General features: G+C 40.8%; 23 protein-coding genes. 11 read left to right on the top strand and 12 right to left on the bottom strand.

Features of this window, described 5'->3' with window-relative positions:
- Positions 1–46: 46 nt before the first annotated feature.
- Positions 47–598, bottom strand: coding sequence for a flavodoxin family protein (locus PFZ69_RS18910; protein WP_270182662.1), 552 nt, complete (start codon positions 596–598; stop codon positions 47–49).
- 85 nt (positions 599–683) lie between these two features.
- On the opposite strand from PFZ69_RS18910, the gene PFZ69_RS18915 reads away from it, so the two are divergent.
- From PFZ69_RS18915 to PFZ69_RS18925, 3 genes are all read left to right on the top strand, one after another.
- Entirely contained in the window at positions 684–1,406 is a 723-nt protein-coding gene (locus PFZ69_RS18915) for a YwaF family protein (RefSeq protein WP_270182663.1), read from the top strand.
- 55 nt (positions 1,407–1,461) lie between these two features.
- Positions 1,462–1,734: an acylphosphatase gene (locus PFZ69_RS18920; protein WP_270182664.1), complete on the top strand. Its 273-nt coding sequence runs from the start codon at positions 1,462–1,464 to the stop codon at positions 1,732–1,734.
- A 70-nt stretch (positions 1,735–1,804) separates the two neighbouring features.
- Positions 1,805–2,605 (top strand): STAS domain-containing protein, encoded by an 801-nt coding sequence (locus tag PFZ69_RS18925; protein WP_270182665.1) that lies wholly within the window; start codon positions 1,805–1,807, stop codon positions 2,603–2,605.
- A gap of 27 nt (positions 2,606–2,632) precedes the next feature.
- Here PFZ69_RS18925 and PFZ69_RS18930 read toward each other — a convergent pair whose 3' ends face one another.
- Positions 2,633–3,922 carry a lysine N(6)-hydroxylase/L-ornithine N(5)-oxygenase family protein gene (locus PFZ69_RS18930; protein ID WP_270182749.1) on the bottom strand — a complete coding sequence of 430 codons (1,290 nt, stop codon included), beginning with the start codon at positions 3,920–3,922 and terminating at the stop codon, positions 2,633–2,635.
- A gap of 141 nt (positions 3,923–4,063) precedes the next feature.
- On the opposite strand from PFZ69_RS18930, the gene PFZ69_RS18935 reads away from it, so the two are divergent.
- Positions 4,064–4,825, top strand: coding sequence for a class I SAM-dependent methyltransferase (locus PFZ69_RS18935; protein WP_442865226.1), 762 nt, complete (start codon positions 4,064–4,066; stop codon positions 4,823–4,825).
- 427 nt (positions 4,826–5,252) lie between these two features.
- Here the strand turns inward: PFZ69_RS18935 and PFZ69_RS18940 are convergent, their stop codons facing one another.
- From PFZ69_RS18940 to PFZ69_RS18950, 3 genes are read right to left on the bottom strand one after another with little or no spacing between them, the layout of a single operon-like run.
- Complete coding sequence (locus PFZ69_RS18940; RefSeq protein WP_270182750.1) at positions 5,253–6,032, bottom strand: ABC transporter permease; 780 nt, start codon at positions 6,030–6,032, stop codon at positions 5,253–5,255.
- A gap of 2 nt (positions 6,033–6,034) precedes the next feature.
- The gene (locus tag PFZ69_RS18945; RefSeq protein WP_270182667.1) at positions 6,035–6,979 is read right to left on the bottom strand and encodes an ATP-binding cassette domain-containing protein; all 945 of its coding nucleotides are present in this window, start codon (positions 6,977–6,979) and stop codon (positions 6,035–6,037) included.
- Positions 6,980–7,037: 58 nt separating this feature from the next.
- The gene (locus PFZ69_RS18950; RefSeq protein ID WP_270182668.1) at positions 7,038–7,400 is read right to left on the bottom strand and encodes a J-domain-containing protein; all 363 of its coding nucleotides are present in this window, start codon (positions 7,398–7,400) and stop codon (positions 7,038–7,040) included.
- Positions 7,401–7,590: 190 nt separating this feature from the next.
- Here PFZ69_RS18950 and PFZ69_RS18955 point away from each other — a divergent pair, with 190 nt between their 5' ends.
- The gene (locus PFZ69_RS18955; RefSeq protein ID WP_270182669.1) at positions 7,591–7,716 is read left to right on the top strand and encodes a DUF2639 domain-containing protein; all 126 of its coding nucleotides are present in this window, start codon (positions 7,591–7,593) and stop codon (positions 7,714–7,716) included.
- Positions 7,717–7,748: 32 nt separating this feature from the next.
- Here PFZ69_RS18955 and PFZ69_RS18960 read toward each other — a convergent pair whose 3' ends face one another.
- Positions 7,749–8,441, bottom strand: coding sequence for a VCBS repeat-containing protein (locus PFZ69_RS18960; protein ID WP_270182670.1), 693 nt, complete (start codon positions 8,439–8,441; stop codon positions 7,749–7,751).
- Between the two features lie 111 nt (positions 8,442–8,552).
- Here PFZ69_RS18960 and rarD point away from each other — a divergent pair, with 111 nt between their 5' ends.
- A complete protein-coding gene (rarD, locus tag PFZ69_RS18965; protein WP_270182671.1) occupies positions 8,553–9,497 on the top strand; it encodes an EamA family transporter RarD in 945 nt (314 codons plus the stop codon).
- Positions 9,498–9,525: 28 nt separating this feature from the next.
- Here the strand turns inward: rarD and PFZ69_RS18970 are convergent, their stop codons facing one another.
- Entirely contained in the window at positions 9,526–10,230 is a 705-nt protein-coding gene (locus PFZ69_RS18970; RefSeq protein WP_270182672.1) for a YqjF family protein, read from the bottom strand.
- A 174-nt stretch (positions 10,231–10,404) separates the two neighbouring features.
- Here PFZ69_RS18970 and PFZ69_RS18975 point away from each other — a divergent pair, with 174 nt between their 5' ends.
- Entirely contained in the window at positions 10,405–11,436 is a 1,032-nt protein-coding gene (locus PFZ69_RS18975; RefSeq protein ID WP_270182673.1) for an NADP-dependent oxidoreductase, read from the top strand.
- Between the two features lie 136 nt (positions 11,437–11,572).
- On the top strand, positions 11,573–12,301 hold the full coding sequence (locus PFZ69_RS18980; protein WP_270182674.1) for a tryptophan-rich sensory protein: 729 nt from the start codon (positions 11,573–11,575) through the stop codon (positions 12,299–12,301).
- Positions 12,302–12,337: 36 nt separating this feature from the next.
- On the opposite strand, the gene PFZ69_RS18985 is transcribed toward PFZ69_RS18980, so the two are convergent.
- The gene (locus PFZ69_RS18985; protein WP_333489752.1) at positions 12,338–13,189 is read right to left on the bottom strand and encodes a YitT family protein; all 852 of its coding nucleotides are present in this window, start codon (positions 13,187–13,189) and stop codon (positions 12,338–12,340) included.
- A gap of 325 nt (positions 13,190–13,514) precedes the next feature.
- Here PFZ69_RS18985 and ytzI point away from each other — a divergent pair, with 325 nt between their 5' ends.
- Positions 13,515–13,694 (top strand): YtzI protein, encoded by a 180-nt coding sequence (gene ytzI / locus PFZ69_RS18990; RefSeq protein ID WP_270182675.1) that lies wholly within the window; start codon positions 13,515–13,517, stop codon positions 13,692–13,694.
- A complete protein-coding gene (locus tag PFZ69_RS18995) occupies positions 13,672–13,863 on the top strand; it encodes a YwbE family protein (protein WP_270182676.1) in 192 nt (63 codons plus the stop codon). Before ytzI ends, PFZ69_RS18995 begins: the two co-directional genes overlap by 23 nt.
- Before the next feature lie 19 nt (positions 13,864–13,882).
- Here the strand turns inward: PFZ69_RS18995 and PFZ69_RS19000 are convergent, their stop codons facing one another.
- The 4 genes from PFZ69_RS19000 to PFZ69_RS19015 form a co-directional block, all read right to left on the bottom strand.
- A complete protein-coding gene (locus tag PFZ69_RS19000; RefSeq protein ID WP_270182752.1) occupies positions 13,883–15,982 on the bottom strand; it encodes a HelD family protein in 2,100 nt (699 codons plus the stop codon).
- A gap of 192 nt (positions 15,983–16,174) precedes the next feature.
- Complete coding sequence (locus PFZ69_RS19005) at positions 16,175–17,497, bottom strand: aspartate aminotransferase family protein (protein WP_270182677.1); 1,323 nt, start codon at positions 17,495–17,497, stop codon at positions 16,175–16,177.
- 25 nt (positions 17,498–17,522) lie between these two features.
- Positions 17,523–18,920, bottom strand: coding sequence for a YjiH family protein (locus PFZ69_RS19010; RefSeq protein ID WP_270182678.1), 1,398 nt, complete (start codon positions 18,918–18,920; stop codon positions 17,523–17,525).
- A gap of 110 nt (positions 18,921–19,030) precedes the next feature.
- Positions 19,031–20,395, bottom strand: coding sequence for a sigma-54 interaction domain-containing protein (locus tag PFZ69_RS19015; protein WP_270182679.1), 1,365 nt, complete (start codon positions 20,393–20,395; stop codon positions 19,031–19,033).
- A gap of 201 nt (positions 20,396–20,596) precedes the next feature.
- Here PFZ69_RS19015 and PFZ69_RS19020 point away from each other — a divergent pair, with 201 nt between their 5' ends.
- The gene (locus PFZ69_RS19020) at positions 20,597–21,313 is read left to right on the top strand and encodes a 3-ketoacyl-ACP reductase (RefSeq protein WP_270182680.1); all 717 of its coding nucleotides are present in this window, start codon (positions 20,597–20,599) and stop codon (positions 21,311–21,313) included.
- Positions 21,314–21,407: the final 94 nt, after the last annotated feature.

Raw genomic sequence — 21,407 nt, forward strand, 5'->3', positions numbered from 1 at the left:
GGAAAAAAGCTTTCGAGATTGTTTTCTCGAAAGCTTTTTAGCAGACTTACTTAAGTCTTTCTTTTATAGATGCATTCAATGACTTCGCATCTGAGAGCGCTCTGTGGTCTTCCTCTATCTCACCAGGCTTAACAGCTTGACCGATGATGTAATCGACCATTTTCATTCCGAGAAAGTCGCATATGTATTGAAATTGCTGAATAAGAGGCAATCCTTTGATTCTTGGATTGTCGCCGCCACATGACACCACATAAACTTCTTTATCTGCTAGCTTACTCTTTAAATCAAACCGTTCATCGCGCATTGCCTGCGAAAATCGATCGACCATATTCTTCATCGTCCCTGACATGCCGTACCAATAAATTGGCGTGGAGAAAACGAGAATATCGCTGTTGATAATCTCCTCAATCAAGTTATCGTGATCATCGTATACGCGTGTGAAACCACCTTCTGCATGACGTTGGTCATGAATGGGGCGGATAGATAATTGCCTTAAGTAAACCTTTGCATGGTCGATGTCATCCAGTACATGGTTTGTTAAAGTTTCTGTGTTTCCATCGGGTCTTTGACTGCCGTCTAATACAAGTATCCTCTTCATATCATTCTCCTTTCTTTCGCACATATTTATTTTAACGATTACACAGTTCCTTTTACACTGTTTTGCTTAAAAAGGAGGAGGCATTTTGCAGAATTATTTAACCTGGTCGGTAAATGAGACCTTTTCACTCTTCTCACTACCTCACCTACTTGTACTAGTCACCTTAACGGGATTGCTAGTCCTTACCTACCTATTCAGAAAAATGCTACGAACAAAACGATATAACAGAGCGTTTCGCTTTATTTTGATCTTTTTATTAATCCTGTCAGAAACGAGCTTTCATGCTTGGTTTAGTTATCACGATGAATGGCATGTCACGACAACGCTCCCACTGCAATTAAGTAGCATCTCCCTATTTCTCGCTTTGTTTTTGTTACTTTTAAAACGGCAGTTTCTGTTTGAGATAACGTATTTCGTAGGTTCGAGCAGTGCGCTTCTCGCAATGGTTACACCTGAACTTAGTTATGCCTATCCGCATTTTCGTTTCTATCACTTTTTTGTTGCCCATGGCGGAATCGTTCTGACAGCGTGGTTTATGATCGTGGTTGAAGGATACAAACCAAGTTATTCTTCCATTTGGAGAGCATTTATCTTTCTCAATGTGTATACAGCGTTTATTTTCCTACTGAACTTTCTTATTGACTCGAATTATATGTTTCTAATGGAGAAGCCGATGAGCAATACCATCTATGCCTACCTAGGCAATTGGCCATGGTATTTAGTAACGTTAGAAGTGATCGCCATTTCATTGTTTCACCTTTTATACTTGCCATTTGCCATGATTAATCGAAAAGAGAGGTCCGTTTAAACAGTCCTAAAACAGGTAAATGACTATAAAACAGATCTTTGAAAGGATGAATATCATGAAACGTTATCACCTTATCGTAAGCGGGCAGGTTCAAGGTGTTGGATTCAGAGCATTCACACAGCAAAAAGCAGCAAAATACAATCTAAGTGGCTATGTGAAAAATAACACGGATGGTTCTGTAGAGATCGAAGCTCAGGGAGATGAAACACAGATTAAGCAATTTATTTCTTCGATTGAAAAAGGCAGCGCTTTTTCTTCTGTAGATAAGATCAATGCGAATGAAGAGGAAGTAAAGCAGGAAGAAGAGTCTTTTTCAATACGTTATTAATGTTCAATCATCGCTTCTTACTCTATAATACTAGTAGATTTAAAATCGAATAAGTCGGAGGAAGCGGATTGTGACAAGTAACTCGTTTTTTGAAAATAATGAAACGATCAGAGTGCTAAATAGTATTGGGGACAATATCTTTGTATGTGATACAAGTTTTACCATCGCTTGGTATAATGAGCAGGCTGAAGATCTTTTGCAATCGATCATCGATTATCTTCCCGTCGATTCACCTTCACAATTAATCGGAAGAAGCATACATGACTTTCATAAGAATCCTGCCCATCAAAAAAATATTCTATTACATCATTTGCCTTATCAAAGTACGATCACTCTTTTCAATAAGTTTGCTGCCAATATCGTTATTTCAGAATATAGAAACGAAGACGGCGAAAAAGTGGGATACATACTTGTCTGGCGAGATGTAACTGAAAAGGAAAAAGAGATCGATGAAAACAGGAAACTTGTGGAGGAGTATTCGAATACGATCCTTCCTACTGTTCTTGAGAATGCTATTCTGCTTCCATTGATCGGCACGCTGACTGTAAACCGTTCAGAAAAATTGATTAGAAATGTACTCAGCTATTGCGCTAAAACGAAGACAGATTATGTTCTGATCGACTTTTCTGGACTAACAAATCTCACAGATCGTTCAGCCAATATAATAATTGAAACGATGACAAAGTCTCTTAGTCTGATGGGGATTCAAGTGGTTTATGTGGGGATTACATCACGAATTGTAAGATGGCTAATCGATCTTGACTTAGATTCGTCTATCCCTACCTATGCAACGTTTAGACAAGGAATCCGAGCGGTCATGAAAAATGAAGGATACGAACTTAAGAGGATCAATGAAAAGATCAAAAGCTGAAGAGCACACTCTTCAGCTTTTTTTATATTACATCTGTTTACTTGAAAACTGCTGAAACACCGTGTTTGTCTTGATTGGAAAAATTTCTTCCCCTGCTACAGTGTTCAATATCCGTTTATTTCTTTCTACAGATAGCGCAAGGTTTGTTGCCCCCGCACCGTGAGAATGTTCAAGATTTGTGAGGGTAAAGAAATGGTTTTCTCTCCCATCTTTGAAAACGAGTTGCTGGTTTAATGTGACTTTATACCTCTTTTCATCCTCCCACTCAATTTCATCGTGCATTCTCGTAAACCATTCAGGAAAATGAGGCTTGTAACCTGTAGCTAACAACACCTTCTCAGAATCTACCGTAAACGAATGGTCTTCTTGCCACTGTCTACATGCTAATCGGTAAACTCCGTCCACTTTCTCAACACCGTTCACCTCTGTCATCGGCTGTATCGTGGCTTCAGGGTAATTCCCTTCAGCTGATCGATGGTAGAGCAAATCATAAATGGCTTTCAAGGTTTCTGGATCGATTCCTTTTCTTAACGGACCTAACGTTGAGAGCGCCTCTTCTCGCTCCTCGTATGAAAGTCGATGAAAGTAAGAAATATAGTCTGGAGAGAAAACTTCCTGACCTAGCTTCGCCGACTCTAATTGGAAGAACCCAGCTGACCTTGTAAACCAATTCAACTTGTACTTATAGTGCCTCTGGTCGTTCAGTAGATCATAAAAAAGTTCTGCTGCGCTTTGCCCAGAGCCGATCACAGTGACAGAATCAGACTGCTTTAACTGTTTCTCATGATAGAGATAATGATTTGAATGGAGCACGTCTTCTATTGGATACTTATCAAAACCTTCTGGAACATTTGGTAGACTGCCTGTACCTAACACAACGTGTTTTGCTTTCACTTTATGAGTCTCAGATCTTTTAATATCTTCAATGATCACTTCATAGTATCGCTCTTCTTTATGATACGTTACATCGATTACTTTCTTCCCAAATTGACAGTTAGAAAGTTTTGAAGCCACCCACCGCGTATATGCATTGTATTCCTTTCTCGGAATATCGAGTTTATTAAAAAAATAAAATTGATAAAGTCTGTCGTTCTCATGCAAATAATTAATAAACGTGTATGGACTCTTTGGGTTAGCAATCGTTACAAGGTCCGCTAAAAATGGCACCTGTAAATCTGCTCCCTCAATCAACATACCTGGATGCCAATTAAACTCTTCTTTCTGATCAAAATAAATCGCTTCTATGTCTAAATCCTCAGCGAGCGCCGCCATTCCGAGATTGAATGGTCCGATTCCTATTCCAACTAAGTCATACATCATTTGATCGTTCATTATCGTCACGTCCTTTTTCTCCACTTAAACAGTTCCATATCTTGTTTTACCCTAATCAACATGATTCTAAATCTATATGCAGATAAACTCTGATACAATTATGGTGAGGAAATAAATGGGAGGTACATCATGACAAATGATTTGTTTACTTTTTACTTGAGCGAGATTGAAAAGCCATTTTCAGGTTGGGACTTTTCTTATATTCAAGATACAGGACGTATTCATAGTGAGCGCTTGCCGTGGTGCTATACTTCAGAGGTTCTACCCATATTTAAGAATACAAGGAGTGTTTTAGATATGGGTACAGGTGGCGGAGAATTTCTAGAGAAGCTTCAACCTTTCCCAGAAATGCTAGCTGCAACTGAAGGATATCCTCCAAATGTTCCGATTGCTAAGAACCGCTTGGAACCACTAGGGGTGTCTGTTCATGCATTCGAAGAGGATGATCATCTTCCTTTCTCGGATGACCAATTTGAGTTCATCATGAATAAACATGAGGCTTATTCTCCTACTGAATTAAAAAGAATTCTGACTTCAGATGGAAAGTTTATCACACAACAGGTAGGAGGCTCCGACATGCTTGAACTCAATCGACTTCTTGGAGCATCCACTGAAACAGAATTTGAGCATTGGAACCTCGCTTATGCAGTGAACGAATTAGAGGATGCAGGATTCGAAGTGTTCGGTCAGGAAGCATTTCCAGAAACACGCTTTTATGATGTAGGGGCGATTATCTATTATTTAAAAGCCATACCGTGGCAAATACCAGATTTCTCAGTAGAACGTTATCGAGATGCGCTGTTTAAGATACACCTGAAGATTCAAGAAGAAGGCTATCTTGATATTCCTTCAAGCCGATTTATTATTAAGGCTAGGCTTAAAGGTTAATTTGAACCCGCATACGGCGAGTTCTCAGCTTGTCGAGAAACCTATGTCATTATTCAGTGCTCCCTATGCCGTAGTCGATGACGATCGCATGCTTTCCGCGGACGAACGTCCAAGCCCGAGGTGAAACCCGCACCCCGGTCTCGGCCGCCCGTACGACCGCAGGAGTCCGCGATCGTCTCTCCTACTTGAAGGAATAAATCCAAAGTCAACACTCCGTCCCAATAGTTTAACAGTCGAATATGGCAATTCTGACCTTCTTTTTATCCATCAACGTTATTTGGAAAGAGGAAAGAATCAACTACTCTTTTTGAACACCGAGTACCCTTTAAAAAAACACTCATCCAACCTGGATGAGTGTCAGCTTGTATAGAAACCCCAATTCGTTCCTCTACAAGCTTTAAACCGCATACGGCGGGTTCTTTTTTGATTAATCTGCACTAACAGCTTTCGAGGCACTGATGGCGGAAAATGTAATGGTTACTGCGCATAGCAACGCGATGACAAGGAATCCTTTAGCGAGGGGCCAGAATTCCCATCCGTCAATAAAAACAGAGCGCATCGCCTCAAATAAATACGTTGTAGGGTTTATGACGGTTGCGATTTTTAACCAATTTGCTTCAATAAGTTCGTATGGAACGAATGTGGTACTTAGGAAGATAAGAGGGAAAAAGATGAAGGTCCCGGCCTGAGCTGACTGAGCATTCTTCGTTCGTAGTGCTATTCCAACAGAATAACCAGCAAAAGCCAGCCCCCATCCGAGCGTTAGCAATAACACAATCAAGATCCCACCAAATCCTGCAGCTATTTCAAGACCAAGGAAATAGGCGATGATTAGAATCAGGATGGTTTGAATCAAGAGCTGAAGCATACCAGCTATGATCGGACCAAGTACGATTGCAAGTCGAGAAGACGGAGTTAACAGCAGCCTCGAGAAAAAACCTGTCTCGAGATCATTCACTAACGCCTGTCCAGCACCACCGGCACCCCCGATCGCAGCAGAGACAATCGACACAGGAAGTATGAAAGCTAAGTAATTAGCTCCATCAAATGCTGGAAGCTCTGAAATCCCACTAAGCCCACCTTCATATACCAACAAGAAAAAAAGACTAATAAATAGGTTCGGAATAAATATGAAAGGATTTCTAAGAATCGTAATGATACTTCTCTTGGAGTAGATCAACGTGTCCAGGAAGAAAGAACTCTTCATTTTCACACCCTCTCCTTTTTCTTATGCGTGACATTGATAAATACGTCATCTAAAGATGGAGGCTTTACATTGAGGGTTTTCGGAGACAGATTTTCTTCATCTAAATTCCTTACAAGTTCAGAAAGGAGTTTCGTGCCGTTTTCTGTATAGATCGTTACTTCATGTTTCGTTTGCTCTATGTTTTCACCGAGTCCATCTAAAACCTTGCTCGCATGATCTGCTTCCTCAAGGTTTTCAAATGTCAGCTGGATCGCATCGAACCCAAGCGTTCTTTTCAATTCTTCAGCACTTCCTGAGGCCACGATCTTCCCCTCATTGATAATACTGATTCGATCTGCTAACTGATCGGCTTCTTCAAGGTATTGTGTCGTTAGGAAAATCGTTGTACCTTCCTCTTTGTTCAATCGTTTGATCTCTTTCCAGATCGCCTGTCGGTTCATTGGATCTAAACCTGTTGTCGGCTCATCTAAAAATAAAATTTTTGGATTATGAACGAGCGTCATCGCAAGATCTAACCTTCTGCGCATACCTCCAGAATACTTTCCTGAAGGACGGTCTGCATCCCCAGTTAAGTCAACGAGGTTTAACAACTCAACTGCCCTTGCCTTTGCTTCTTTCTTCGAAAAGCCGAATAATCTTGCTTGCATTTCAATCAGTTCACGACCAGTCAAAACCGAGTCGATCCCTGTTTCCTGAAGCGCAACACCGATGTTCCTTCTCACACTCTCAGGATTCTCTTTAACATTTATACCTCCAACGAGAATTTCGCCTTCTGTTGGCTTAACTAATGTTGTAAGGATTTGAACAGTCGTCGATTTCCCTGCACCATTCGGCCCAAGAAAAGCAAAGAACTCCCCTTCTTTTACTTCAAAGCTTACACCTTGTACAGCTTTAACCTCTCCTTTATACGTTTTTACGAGCTCATTCACCTTTATTGATCCATCCATATCTCAACCCCCTTTTTGATAAAAAAATACACTTATCATGCGCTGCGATAAGTGTTCATCATGTTAGTCTTCTTCTTATTTTTTCCTCGTATTCTGGTGCTTGCTTCGATAACCTTTCCGTCATGAGCTGATCATATTTCAGTTGTTTTGCAGAGATCTTTTGCTTTATATGCAACCTGTCTTCCTTATCATTACAATTTTCTAGAATTTCTTCTAATGTTAAAAGCTCCTTCTTTAATTGTGTTTCCTCAGGAAGATAGCCACTGTTTTTTAGTATTTTGTATGCAATTCGTAACTCCTCAGGAATACTGGATAGATCCTCAAGCTTCTGCCGCTTTCCTTTTCCGGGTAAATCGTTAAACTCCCCATTCTTGATAGCAGTTCTGATTTTATCCTCCGCTATGAGCCAGGCTATATCCAAGATCCATTCCTCCTTTCATTCATTATCTATTTTTTCAGACGTTTTGTCATGAGTAATGCGTTATAAATTTCTCGAATCGAATTTCTAAAAATCCCTTTTCAGATAAAACACATGATGTTACCATAGTCATCGATTGGGATTTGAAAATGACTCCTTAAACGAAATACTATATAGAGAAAGGATGTTTCACATGCATATCGATAGCAAAGGTTGGTACGTTGAACAACTTAAAAAGCAAGATGTACGTTACATCGAAGGACGTAAGATTGAGAAGTACAAGAAGCACATTCTTAGAAGTCGCCTAGAGCAAGAATAGAACAAAACGGGGGACTTCCCCCGTTTTACATACTAATAGATACAAAGGGTTTGATACATAGGTACAAATTGATCACTCCGCCATTGGAGCGGGGTGGAGAGAACCCCTAACCCATCCGCGTTATACCTTCCAACAACTCGTTGATAGACGAGCAATTCATCGATGCCATCCCTTTGGTAATCGATCGGATACACACCACCAGGTGGATTAACATACCCACTGATCGGTTCTTTTAACTTCCCATCCGAATTATAAATTTCTGCTAGATACTCCTGACCTTTATACAATAAGCTTACGATATATGTCTTATCTAACGTTTCATTTCTAATTTCCGCTTGATAGTAGTCTAAATAGTTTACTTTGTAAGTGAAAGCATTCGTAAAACTTTCATTATCAAATAGCAATCTTAAATTCTGTTGGTAATAGGAGTAAAGAAAATCGTACGTAATTCCTCCGCTTCCACCTGAATCCGTTCTTACGAGTATTTCTTTTACATTCTTATCAGTGAATCTGCCAAGGTATAAAGTTGGGTTATACCCACTACTGCCAGGTAACGAAAACGAGACTTCATTGGATGTTTGCCCATCTTTAATCGAGAGCACCACCTGATCAATTAACGGAGAATCCGGATAAGGTTTCGATCCTATCAGACTCACGACATCTGGATACCCATCACCTGTCACGTCTCCTACCTGTTGGTCGATTAACATCCTATTCCTATACACTCGATCCCCTCCCCATCCACCTCATATATATGCAAGCCTTCCAGTTTCTTTTCGTTGTAATCATATGGAAATAGATATAAACTAAATCAATCAAGGGAAGTGGGGGAAGCTATGAAGTCTGATTTTAATAAAGAACAAGCGATAGGTATCATGAGTGGTGCCGGCGCATATCTTCTTTGGGGAATTCTCCCTCTATATTGGAAGCTTGTTTCTGAGGTACCTTCTGAAGTTGTACTCGCCCATCGCATCATTTGGTCATTTGCATTCATGATCGTTATTTTGCTTATGTTAGGAAAAGCCTCTACTTTATGGAAAGACCTCATTACAATCATAAAACAACCCAAAAAGATGACATCGATCACGTTTGCATCCCTCTTTATCTCGATAAATTGGTTTGCATTCATATGGGCGGTAAACCACGATCATGTGATTCAAACAAGCCTTGGATACTATATCAATCCTTTGATAAGTGTACTTTTAGGCATCTTGTTTCTAAAAGAACGCCTATCATTCTGGCAGTTCATCTCCGTTCTACTTGCTACAATAGGGGTATTAAATCTTGTTTTTCAATTTGGAGAAATACCGTGGGTCTCGTTGATCCTGGCGGTGAGTTTTGGTCTTTACGGACTTTTGAAGAAAACGGCTAGACTTGGAGCCATGATAGGGCTCACCATCGAAACGTTGTTGATCACACCTTTTGCGATCGGTTACCTCGTTTTTACTTATAACAGCTTGCCAGAAGCTTTCTATGCAAGTAACACAACAACAATGCTTTTACTTCTAGGTGCCGGGGTCGTTACTGCGATACCGCTCTTATTATTTGCTACTGGGGCAAACCGCATCTCTCTTTCGATGATTGGCTTTCTTCAATACATCGCCCCAACACTGATGCTTATTCAAGGAATCTTCTTATACGGAGAATCATTTACTTCTCACCATGCAGTAAGCTTCACATTAATATGGGTGGCACTATTGATCTTCACGCTTTCTAGAACGAAACTGTTTCGTCGCATACAGCCAGGTGGGCTTCAGCGGAAACATTCATACGAATCATAAAAAGATCCCCCTCACACGAAGGGGGATTTTACGTATCTGAAACCTTTTTGAACGGCCATAAATGTGTTGTAACAGTCTTAGAAAAGTGAGCGAGTACTCTTTCTTCCTTAAAGAAATAATCATCAGAAAGCGTATCTTCTAAAATCATGAACGCTGCTTTTTGCAACGGCCACTTTTCATGCTTGATATCACCCTGAAAGACGTTGCCATTATGAACCACGAAGAGACGCTCTCTTTCCGTTAACCAAAAATCAAGATTTTCCTTTTCTGATTGATACGGTTCACCTATAGGACGGTAGCTGACCTGAAACTTACTTTGTTTGACGCCTCTATGTGTACGAACACCATTAAAGTAAAACGTTCCATCACGCTCACTCTTCGTTAAACGCGCACGAAAATATGGCAGACGAAAAAAATTTCTGGCGATCCACACTCCTAAATTGTGATTAGCATCAAGGCTAAAGAAGTGTACCCCTCTTTTGTCACCAAACTTAACATACGTTCTTACATTTAATTCGAGTAATGTTGAAGCAAAAGGTACAGAAGGCATTCCTCTAAATCGAATTCCACTCATTTCAAACGGGACAATTCCAATCCACGCTTCACCGTCAAATGTATCTACATCCAATTCCTCTGGAAGGAGTGTCTTTAACCAAGATGGGTCCACTGGCCAATGAAGAAATAGTAGGTCGCTCCAGGTTTGCTTCATGATCCAACCGTTACTGTTACTCATGAGATCTCCTCCTGCTCTATTTACTAGCTTACCCCATATGATGTGAAGCTTTCCATTCATAAACAGCCTCCATAACACATCGAAAGCAAAAACGTTGTATTACGATCCAACGATGTGGTAACGTTCAAATAGAATAATGAATGACCATTCAATCAATTTTTGGAGGGATGACTAATGGCGACACAAAAGCAAATTCAACTAGCGAAACGACCTGAAGGTATGCCATCTGATGAGCATTTTAACTTCGTAGAAACAGAGGTTCCATCACCGAACACTGGAGAAGTACTCTTAAAGACCCTTTATCTAACTGTTGACCCATATATGAGAGGAAGGATGACGGATGCTAAATCTTACGTCGCGCCTTTTCAACTTGATGAACCGATCGATGGTGGCGTGATCGCAGAAGTCATTGAAACACAGTCAGAGAAGTTTAACAAAGGGGATATTGTCATCGGGCATCTAGGCTGGCAAGAATACTCTGTTGCAGCAGAGGACAACTTACGTAAGATCGATCCCGAAGCTGCCCCTGTAAGCACCCATCTAGGTGTTCTTGGAATGCCTGGTCTTACTGCTTATTTCGGCTTACTCGACATCGGTCAGCCAAAAGAAGGTGAAACCGTCGTCGTATCTGGAGCAGCTGGAGCAGTAGGTTCTGTCGTAGGACAGATTGCGAAGATCAAAGGCTGTAGAGTTGTCGGAATTGCTGGTTCAGATGAGAAAGTACAGTATCTAACGAATACGTTAGGCTTTGATGAAGGAATCAATTATAAGACATCAAACGTCTATGAAGCTCTAAAAAGCGCATGTCCTGATGGTATCGACGTGTACTACGAAAACGTTGGCGGCGAAATTGGAGATGCAGCGTTCAGTTTACTCAATAAGTTCGCCCGTATTCCGGTTTGTGGTGCAATCTCTTCTTACAATAAAACTGAGAAAGATCTTGGACCACGCGTACAGACGAAGCTCATCAAATCGAGTGCACTTATGCAAGGGTTCGTTGTGAATGATTTTGCAAAACGTTTCCAAGAAGGTGCAGAAGCACTTGGTAAGTGGGTTAAAGAAGGACAGTTAACTTACGAAGAAACGATCGTGGAAGGATTCGAACGCATTCCTGAAGCCTTCATCGGACTCTTCGAAGGGAAGAACCTCGGAAAGCAAATTGTAAAGGTAGCTGAGCCAGACATCGCTGTATTGCCTCATAATTAAGTAAAAGTCGCCCGCTTTCGTAGAGAAAGCGGGCTGATTTTTATTATTCTTTTTGTCCACGAACCTATCATATTGGTTATCTGTCCTTTTTTCGAGGAATAGTATTAACAACAGACTACTATTTAGGAGGACAACGATGATAAAATTACTCCTTAATATTCTTGCCTACCTACTTGTTATCACTGTGAATGCACTAGCAAATATCCTACCGCTCAACGGACAGACTACTGGAGAAATTTCAAACAAGCTTGACGTACTGTTCACTCCAGCAGGGTATGTCTTCAGCATCTGGAGCCTCATCTATCTACTGCTAGGGTTATGGATCCTTCGTCAATTTCCTAAAGATCGTCGCAACTTACCCATCTATCAAGAAACAAGTGGACTGTTTGTTTTAAGCTGCTTATTGAATAGCCTCTGGATCTTCATGTGGCATTATGAGTATTTTGGAGCTTCCGTGCTCGTAATGATCTTATTACTTCTCACGCTCATCCGACTTTATGTGAAGGCAAAAGCGGCAGACGCCTCGTTTCTCGACCTCTTACCTTTCTCTGTTTATCTCGGATGGATCAGTGTTGCCACCATCGCAAACATCAGCTACTTCTTAACGTATATCGATTGGAATGGATTTGGTCTTTCAGCATCATTTTGGACAATTCTACTTATGATCGTCGCTTCGCTTCTGGCTCTTTATTTCCTGAAATACGAAAACGATTGGGTGTATTCGCTTGTGATCGTATGGGCATTGATCGGGATCGGTGTTCGTAATCAAGGCGATGTACCAGCAGTTGTTTTCACAGCTTATAGTCTTGCGATCGTAATCGCACTATTCACGTTTATCTACTTGGTGAGAAAAGTTAGGAAATAAACGAATCCCCTTTCCGTTTTGGAAAGGGGATTTCTTTTATGCTAGAGATTTAAAGTCTTGTCCTAGTATTTCTTTCATACTATGGACGGTAATAAACGCCTTATGATCAACACTGCCTACATGTTTCTTTAGCTTCAGTAGATCTTTTCTTCCTAGGATCGTCGTGATCACTTCTTTTTCATCTGAAGTAAATGCACCGCGTGCCGTATGAATCGTCGCGCCTTTTCCGATTTCATTAACGATGAACGTACGGATTTCTTCACTCTCTTTGCTAATGATCACAATTTCTTTCTTAGCATCAAACATTTGAATTGTATAATCGATCACGAAACCATTCAGAATTACACCAAAGATCGCATACATACCAATTTCAGGACCGAATAGGAAAATGGAAAGCATTGCAATTGAAATGTCCGAGATCAATACACCTTTACCAACATCGATTGAAAAGTACTTGTTGATGATCATCGCAATGATATCTGTACCACCAGTGGAAGCTTTTTGATGAAAAACAAGTCCCATTCCAGCAGCAGCAATACACTGGCCAATGATAAGTTGAATCAGGATATCCTGACTAAATGGTTCCGTTATTGGAATGAATCGTTCAAGCAACCATACTGCTAAAGATAGAGCAAAGCTTGAATAAATCGTTTTTACTCCGAATTTGGGACCGAGAAACAGAATTCCAACTAACAAAAGCACTGCGTTCAAAATAATCATAAACATACCGACGGACAAGTTTGGGAGAAGATGGTTCATCACGATCGACAAACCGCTGACTCCCCCTGTTGCGAGACTGTTTGGAGATAGGAAAAAATGCACATGGGTAGCTACGCCGAGCGCCCCTAGTGTGATAAGCAGATAAGTTTTGATGTGATGAAGCATCATGTATCCCTCCCGTTGTTTTGTTTTCGTTTCATAAGCACAATCGGGATTATAATAGGGATTCATAGGTTTGTAAACAGCTTAAACCTAAGATTTATTAAGCAAGCGTTTCCAGTTTTAAAATAGGTATATATTACTATGATTTTTTGTTGTTTCGACAATAATTTACATATATTATCATAATTATCTAACTATATCGACAATATTTTTCTCCTTCTTTCCTTGTCTATTTTCTTCAATCAAACGTTTGTTTAACCTTCGCTACGTTCTACTATTTCACCGCAAATCGTGGTAAAGTAGATTCAAAAGACGCAAAAGGAGCCATAGGATGGTCATCATTTCGGTTATTATCGTCGTTGTTATTATGACGATTGTTATAGCTGCAGCCTTCGGTCTAGCTGTTTCTAAAGGATATAGCGTTAAACATACTGTAGATCCACTTCCTGAAGATAAACAACGATATTATGGTAAGGAGGAAAGTGAACATGAACGGACAGAATCGAAGTAATATCGAGCCCGGTAAAGAAGTAGAGATTGTTTTGAAGAAGGACCAACGTACCGGTAAATTAACAAAAGGCATCGTGAAAGATATTCTTACTAAATCCGCTAATCACCCCCACGGCATTAAGGTGCGCCTTGAAGATGGACAGGTCGGTAGAGTAAAAAGCATTCTATAGAAAAGAGATCAGGTTCGCTTTACCTGATCTCTTTTCTTATTAATGGTGACAATTCACCTCTATAAAATACCTTTAACTCATGTAATGCACGTGTACAGCCTACATAAAGAAGCTTTGCATCCTGCGTATTCTCTTTATAGTTCTCTTTTGATGCATCCGCTAGTATAACTGCATCGAATTCCAGCCCTTTTGTGAGGTAGATTGGGGTGATCGAAACTCCCCCAGAGTAAGAACGATTCTCCGCAGTTATAAGGTTTACTTCTACGTGCGCTTTCTCTAAAGCTTTATAAAGAACCTGACATTCTTCATCCGTTCTACCGACGATTGCAATCGTATTTATTCCTCGGCCCTGCATCTCCACCGTTGTCTGGACTAAATCTTGCGTATAATTTTCATCAATAACTTGCTCATCGACACGTTTACCACTACGAAATACCGGTACTGCTGGTCTCACAGGTACATTCGCATGAGAGATAATGTGGTTCGCATACTCAATAACCTCCACAGTAGATCGGTAACTTTGCTCAAGTTCTATATAAAGCTCTTTCCCTTTAAATAGTTCACCGAACTCACTCCATTGATGAATACCCTTGTAACCGTGTATCCCCTGTGCTAAATCTCCAAGTATCGTGAAAGATTGACTTCGGTTAACTTTCTGCAAGATTGTAATTTGGAACGGTGAGAAATCCTGCGCTTCATCGATTACAACATGCTGCAATTTGTCGTCGTCTCGTACTCCAAATAACTTAAATTGCAGGTACAGCAAAGGGGCTAGATCTTCAGTCGAAACTGCTTTTTTCCTAAGCCTCTTCTGTGTTTGCTTCACAATATTCTCTGGTAGAATACTGCTGGCATTGTCGGTGAAACCAGGCTTACTCTGAAATAACGTTTTGTAAAACGTGAGAGCAGTATGCTTAGGCCATTGCTTAAAATAATTCTTCAGCTCTGCGTTCGCTTTTTTACGATACTCTTTCTGAAGATGACTTCCCTCTAGTTTCTTCACTTCGTCTTTAATCCAAAGTTTTATACGATTCATCAACATGTCTCGTTGTTTACCTAAGGGATAAACATGGAGGTCCTTCATCCATTGTGTCATCTTTTCAGCTGTTATGATCGCACCTTCCCATGCTTCAAACGGTCCAGGAGTTCCTATCGAATCTGAAAAATGTGTAAGAGCAGAATCTAGCCATTCCTTAAACCTGATCGATCCCTTTAATCTTCCTTCACTCTTATCAAAAGATAGGTCCTCTCCCTCAGGCTCAAACCACTTACTGAGGAGAAGGTCTGACTCTTCTAACTTTACTGTATCCTCAAGCTTCTGGAGCACCCAATCAGTAAATGTAGACTGTTGGATCCCTCCTACTCCAAGTTCAGGAAGAACGCCTGAAATATAATCGAGGAACATTCTGTTTGGTGCAAATATAATCATACGATCTGCTATGACCGTTTCACGATATTCATAAAGAAGATACGCGAGACGGTGAAGTGCCACCGTTGTTTTCCCACTCCCTGCTACTCCTTGAATAATGAGGGGGGTGGTTCGTTCTGCGCGGATAATATCATTTTGCTTCGCTTGGATGGTTGAGACGATATCTCGCAACCTGTTATCCTTTGCTTCACTCAACCTGTACAATAGAAACTCATCAGATCCAGATAAGTCTTCACTACCTTCTACATAAGAATCAACAACTCGTTGGAGCTCTTGATTTCGTATGACGATGTTTCTCTTAAGTTCAATATTTCCTTCCACTATGCCGTCAGGAGAATCATAGTAAGCTTCTTCCTCTCCTCCGGTAAAGGAGTAGAACATACTCGCGACAGGCGCTCTCCAATCGACCACGAGGGTTTCCTGGGTTTCATCGTCTGCCACTCCGACCTTCCCTATGTAATAAGCCTTCGTATCTTTATGATCTTCTTGAAAATCCATACGAGCAAAGTAAGGTTCCTTAGCGGCAATTTGTAACGAGCCTCTATTTTGTTCGCGAATACTTTCGAGTACTTGCTCTGTTACATCATCCCCTGAGTACTTAGGATATCGATTCAATTTTTCTTTCTGCTGATTGATCTCCGCAGCGATTTGTCTGAGTTGCTGCTTCTCTTCACGATAGGCACTTTGAATTTTTTCATCCAATTCAGTTACCTCCTTTAGAGATATATTTTTTAAGAGACAGAAAACTTATCTTACCATAAAACAGCCTAAAGAACAGCATGTTTTCGGAAAATTTAAAATTAAGGTGCATACCGACGAATAAATATGAGAAGACATAATAAAAGCTCCTGCCACACTGTAACGGGCAGGAGCAAAACTCTTCTATACACTTACAGGCTGTGCTTCATTTTCAAACGCAATGACAGCTTCTTCAAAAATGCGTAAACCTTCGTCGATTTGTTCTTTCGATACAATGAGCGGTGGAATCATACGGATGACTTCCTGATGCTTTCCGCATAGATAAAACAAGACACCTTTTTCAAGCGATAAATCCAGGATACGCATCATGCCTGCTCCATCTGGAGCACCAGTTTTCGGATCGATAATTTCGATCCCGATCATAAGACCAACACCCCTGATTTCACCGATTACTTCGTGTTTAGATTTTATTCTTTGAAGACCCTCTAGTGCGTATTCTCCCATTTGCCTTGAGTTTTCCAGAAGCTTTTCCTCTTCTATTACATCAAGTGTTGCGAGTGCAGCTTCACAAGCGATCGGATTCCCACCAAAAGTTGTGCCATGGGTTCCCATCGGCCATTGGCTCATCAACTCTTTCGATGCCACCGTTGCACTAAGGGGCATACCTGATGCGATTCCTTTAGCGATGGCCATAATGTCAGGATTCACATCGAACGTTTGTGCAGCAAACCATTCCCCCGTACGCCCGAAACCAGTTTGAACTTCATCGAATATCAGCAAGATGCCGTGACGATCACAAATTTCACGCACTTTTTGCAGCCATTCTTTAGGTGGAATAATGTACCCACCTTCACCTAGAACAGGTTCAACGATCATACAAGCGACCTCTTCAGGTGTCACCTGATGATCAAATAATCGCTCCACATCTTTCTCAAGCTCTGCAACACAGTACTCGGCAGGATCGAGACCTTCTGGACAAGCTTTAACATCTGCATAAGGAAGTTGATAAGTCAGTCCGTTCGGTTGTAAAAATTTTCGATATTTACTTTTCGACGTACTCACACCGAGCGCACCGAGAGAACGTCCATGAAAACAACCTGTGAAAGAAACGACGTACTGACGTTTTGTAACATACTTTGCGAGCTTCAACGCGCCTTCGATCGCCTCTGTTCCGCTATTTGCAAAGAAGAAACAATCTAGATTTGATGGCATGATGCCACCCAGTCGTTCAGCTAGTTCTAAGATCGAATCGTACATGATTACGCCAGACGGTCCATGCATGAGTGAATCCGCGCCTCTTTTGATTGCATCGACAACTTTTGGGTGACGATGCCCTGTATTCGCAACAGCAATACCCGAGGTGAAATCTAAATATTTTGTTCCATCAGCACCGTAATAGTAACACCCCTCTTCTTTTACAACAGGAAGGTTAGGATGATCTTTCGCCATACTTGGTGCTAATAGTTCCGACATACGATTGTATCTTTCTTCAAATGATGCGTTCATTGTTTGTCTCCTCCTTAGATGTTAATTAGAAAAATAAATGAGCCATAACGACGATAATAGGTAGTGTAATAATTGTTCTTTGGATGAAAATAATCGCTAATTCTAGCACAGAGATTGGAATTTTTGACTTCACTAGTAATATACCGATTTCAGACATATAGATGAGCTGCGTTAAGGAAACAGCTGCAATCACGAAACGAGTTAATTCACTCTCGATTCCTGTACCGATTACCGCTGGCAGGAACATATCAGCGAATCCAACGAGCATTGCTGGTGCAGCAGAAGCAGCTTCAGGGATCTGCATCCATTGAAGGATTGGAACGATCGGCATTGCTAAATACGTGAAGAACGGCGTAAATTCTGCAATGATCAATGCAATGGTTCCTAGCGCCATCACGAGCGGAATAAGCGCAAAGTAGATATCAAGTACGGTATGAACGCCTTGACGAGCAACGGCCTTTACACCTTTTACTTGAGATGCTTTCTCTAGAGCCTTTTCTAACCCCCATCTGTAGTTTGAAACGCCCTCAGGAACGTCTTCAGAAATTTGCTTCCCTGTTACCTCATAATAGGTATCTTCTTTTCTAGAAAGAGGTGGAATTCTTGGGCAAACAACCGCTGCTACAAGTCCAGCAACGACAACTGTAAAGTAAAATGGAACAAACATGTCCTCAAGACCTATGAAACTAATAACTACTAAACTAAATGCAATGGAATTAATAGAGAAGTTTGTAGCAATAACTGCCGCTTCTCGTTTTGTATAATAGCCTTCTTCATATTGTTTTGTTGTAATCAATACACCTACTGTGCCAGCACCCATCCATGATGCCAGTGCATCGATCGAAGAGCGGCCAGGTAATTTAAATAGCGGTCTCATCACACGTTGCAGTGACGTCCCAATAAAGTCCATCAAGCCAAACTCAAGAAGTAGCGGCATCAACAAGCCAGCAAAGAGAAACCATGCTGCGAGTACAGGTACGAGTGCATATAGCATCGTCCCACCGGATACGTCAGAAATAATGAATTCAGGACCAAACGTATATAATGTCATGACTGCAAAAATTGCTCCTATTGCTCTAGTGGCAATCCAGAACCAGTTCACATAGAAAAGTTGCTTTAAAAACGGTCTTAACATAATAGACTTTGGTTCAAAGATCTTTACAAAAATAGGAATGATTGCAGAAACTACTAAAACGGCCGTCATCAATCCTGGAAGTACTGGCTCTAGACCTGCTTGAATCGATTCAGCCATGATTCCTACACCAATCGTTATCTTCCCATTAAATGGTACGGGAACAAGGAATAAAAGGACTCCGATGAGTGATGGGATAAGAAACCATAAATAATGACTAAGTGGACGAGTCGATACGGTACTTCCCCCTGTACCCTCGTACGAATAATTTTTTTGCTCTTTTGCTTCCATTGGTCACGCCCCCTGTTTTATATTAATACAAATTCTTGCATATTAATAAAAAAGAAGCAAGAAGAGATTTACTCCTTTGCTTCTTTTTAATGCAAGACCCGTGCCAATTATCAGTTTATTCTGTATTTTTTAAGTTTTCTCACCACGCTCGGTTGGCTGATCCCTAGTGCTTCCGCTATTTTTGTCGTTGTTCTAAATTTACGTTTGGCTTCCTCTAACCTCTGTTTTTCTAGTTTTTCTAACGAAGATTGTAGACTCTCACTCGTATTATTCATTTTTGAATAGGAGTCTTGTTGGATTCTATACGTATCTGGTAGATCATCCAGGTGAATAGTAGATGAATTTGAGGTGACCACAACACGCTCGATCAAATTCATTAATTCGCGAACGTTCCCCTTCCAATCAAGCTGACTCAACTCGTGTAAAACCTGCTTATCCATTACTCGTTTTCTTTTATACTCCTCGCAAAACTTGCTAAGAAAGGTATGAATCAGAGGAACGATATCTTCTTTCCTTTCTCTAAGGGGTGGAATGATAATCGGTACAACGTTTAGGCGGAAATATAAGTCTTCTCGGAACAACTTTTCTGTAACGGCACTTTCTAAATCTCGATTTGTTGCACTAATCAGCCTGAAATCCGAATGAATTTCTTTTCTGCCTCCTACACGATAAAAGCATTTATCCTGGATTAGTTTCAACACTTTCACTTGATTTGAAAGAGATAGTTCTCCGATCTCATCAAGAAACAGCGTTCCACCTTCAGCCATCTCAGCTAATCCCATCCGACCGCCTTTTCTAGCTCCTGTAAACGACCCATCTTCATATCCAAAAAGCTCAGCTTCAAAAAGAGCATCAGGTATCGCACCACAGTTTACTTCTATAAAAGATCCGTCTCTCCGCTCACTATTGTTATGTATGAACCGGGCCATCTCTGATTTACCTACCCCTGATTCACCTAATAGTAGAACACTAACATCGACACCACAAATTTGTTTCGCAGTAGCAACTAACTTCCTCATTTCATCGCTACGCCCAACGATTCCATCTTCTGTATGTTGGGACTTCAGCCAATTAAGTTCGGTGCGCACCCGCTCGATTTCAGCAGACATTTCTTCCATTCCAGCTTTTATTTCCATAAGCTCTGTAACATCATGTGAATAGCTAACAATTCGAATCAGCTTCCCGGTCTCATCATGCACCGGCACACCTGTAACAAGTAGTTTTTGACCATCTTGACCCGTTTGGACAAACGTCACTCGCTTATTCGACCGAACTACCATTGGCGTAGCTAGAGGGGTAAACAACCCTTCTTTCTCAAGCTCGTATACTGAGCGGCCCATTAGGTCCTTTGCCTTCACTCCATAAACAGTCCCGGTTCCTTCACTCGCTTTTACAATGATTCCATTTGGATCTGTAACCAAAATATCATCCTGAAGTGAATGGAAAATTGCTTTGTACTCATTCCAAGCATCCATTGTATCCCACCTATTATTCGTTTATGAATAAGTATTCTATTTTTAGTCTCAATCCTTGCCATAGCTGTATTAAGTTAATTCATTTTTGAATAATCTGTACTTTCATCATACCATATCGCTCTGTTTCAAAAGCAGAATTCTTTCCATTTAAAAACAAGAAAGATAAACTATTCTTTTAAATGAAATAAAGGAGGGTTTCCATTGGAAAACCTAAAAGGCAAAACAGCACTTATTACTGGAGCAGCTAGAGGAATTGGGAAAGCAGTTGCAGTGAGATTAGCAGAAGAAGGCGTAAATATCGGAATGATAGCAAGAACGGAAGAAACACTTCAAAGCGTAGCAAAAGAAATAGAAGCCAAAGGTGTGAAAGTAGCGTATGCTGTTGCAGATATTTCTTCCAATGAAGAAGTCACGACCGCCGTATCTCGTATTCGTGAAGAACTTGGTCAAACAGATATCCTGATCAATAACGCTGGTATTGCTAAATTTGGAGGTTTCATGGACCTTGAGGTTTCTGATTGGGAAAAGATTATCCAGGTTAACCTTCTTGGTGCTTACTACGTTACTCGCGCCGTCTTACCAGATATGATCGAGAGAGAAACAGGCGACATTATTAACATTTCTTCAACCGCTGGTCAGAAAGGCGCCCCTGTAACGAGTGCTTACAGCGCTTCAAAGTTTGGTCTGATCGGACTAACAGAATCACTTGCACAAGAAGTGCGCAAGCACAATATTCGCGTTAGTGCCTTAACACCAAGTACAGTTTCTACTGACCTTGCTGTTGAAAACAATTTAACAGATGGAAATCAGGATCATATGCTTCAACCTGAAGATATGGCGGAGTTTATGGTTTCTCAGTTGAAGTTAAACAAACGTGTGTTTATCAAAACAGCAGGACTTTGGACAACAAACCCGTAACTCGCCTTAATCAGCCTATCAGGCTGATTTTTTTATGCTCTCTTTACCCGCCTTACATTTTGGACTATGACAACCCACCAATAGCGTAAGTTAG

Origin of the sequence: Alkalihalobacillus sp. CinArs1, from assembly GCF_947387515.1 — a bacterium.
In the GTDB taxonomy this organism is placed as follows: Bacteria; Bacillota; Bacilli; order Bacillales; family Guptibacillaceae; genus Guptibacillus.